General features: G+C 68.1%; 1 protein-coding gene and 1 pseudogene. Both read right to left on the bottom strand.

From position 1 onward, the window contains the following. Positions 1–184: pseudogene (locus AC27IQ_RS24910) on the bottom strand (cell division protein FtsZ); the annotation flags it as partial. 28 nt (positions 185–212) lie between these two features. Continuing rightward, positions 213–1,232: chromosome segregation SMC family protein (locus AC27IQ_RS24905; RefSeq protein WP_487091204.1), on the bottom strand; the 1,020-nt coding region annotated here is incomplete at its 5' end.

Genomic DNA, 1,232 nt, shown 5'->3' with positions numbered 1-1,232 from the left:
GACCGGGGGCGCCGCCGGCATCGAAGGCCGGCTCCTGGCGCAGCGCGGGCTCGGCCGAGCCGTCGGGCTCGGGCGGTTTCGCGCGCTTGGGGGCGTTGCGGTGGGCGGACCAAGCGTTGAAGGCGACGATGGCCGCCAGAACGACGCCGCCCGCGATGATGAGGCCGAGTTGGAAGTTGCTCATGGTGAAAAAACGTGCGGCTTCTGGGGGTTCAGGCATCGGCCATGGACAGTGCGGACTCCATGTCCACGGCCACGATACGCGAGACGCCCTGCTCCTGCATGGTCACGCCGATCAGTTGTTCGGCCATTTCCATGGCGATCTTGTTGTGGCTGATGAATAGGAACTGTGTGCCGCTGCTCATGCTGGACACGAGCTTGGCATAGCGTTCGGTGTTGGCATCGTCCAGCGGCGCGTCCACCTCGTCCAGCAGGCAGAACGGTGCGGGGTTGAGCTGGAAGATGGCGAAGACGAGCGCGATGGCGGTCAGGGCCTTCTCGCCGCCGGACAGCAGGTGGATGGTCTGGTTCTTCTTGCCCGGCGGCTGCGCCATCACCTGCACGCCGGAGTCGAGGATTTCGTCGCCGGTGATGATGAGGCGCGCATTGCCGCCGCCGAACAGCTCGGGGAACATGCGCCCGAAATGGCCGTTCACCGTCTCGAAGGTGCCCGAGAGCAGTTCGCGGGTTTCGGCGTCGATCTTGCGGATCGCGTCCTCCAGCGTGTTCATAGCCTCGGTGAGGTCGGCAGTCTGCGAGTCGAGGAAGGTCTTGCGCTCGCGCGCGAGGTTCAGTTCCTCCAGCGCGGCGAGGTTGACTGCGCCCAGCGCCGCGATCTCGCGGTGCAGGCGGTCGATCTCGCTTTGCAGGCCGGCCGAGCGCACGCCGCCGGCCTCGATGGACTGCGCCACCGCCTCCAGGTCGGCCTGTGCGTCGGCCAGCAGCGTGGTGTATTGCTCCAGGCCCAGGCGCGCGGCCTGCTCCTTGAGCTGGAATTCGGTGATGCGGGCGCGCAGCGGATCGAGCGCGCGTTCCAGCTGCATGCGGCGCTCGTCGCTCGCGCGCAGCTTGGCGGTGAGGTCGTCGTATTCGCTGCGCTGGGCGCCCAGGGCCTTCTCGCGTTCCATCTTGAGGTCCAGCGCCTGCTGCAAGCCGCCCTGCGCCGCGGCGTCGGACAGCCGCGCCATCTCGTCGCGGGCGCGCTGCTGCTCATCGGCCAGCGCGCGGGGTCT

The sequence above is a fragment of the Acidovorax sp. KPB24-07 genome, from assembly GCF_057543315.1.
Note: the sequence above shows the minus strand (reverse complement) of the source record. Positions and strands in the feature narration are given on the sequence as shown.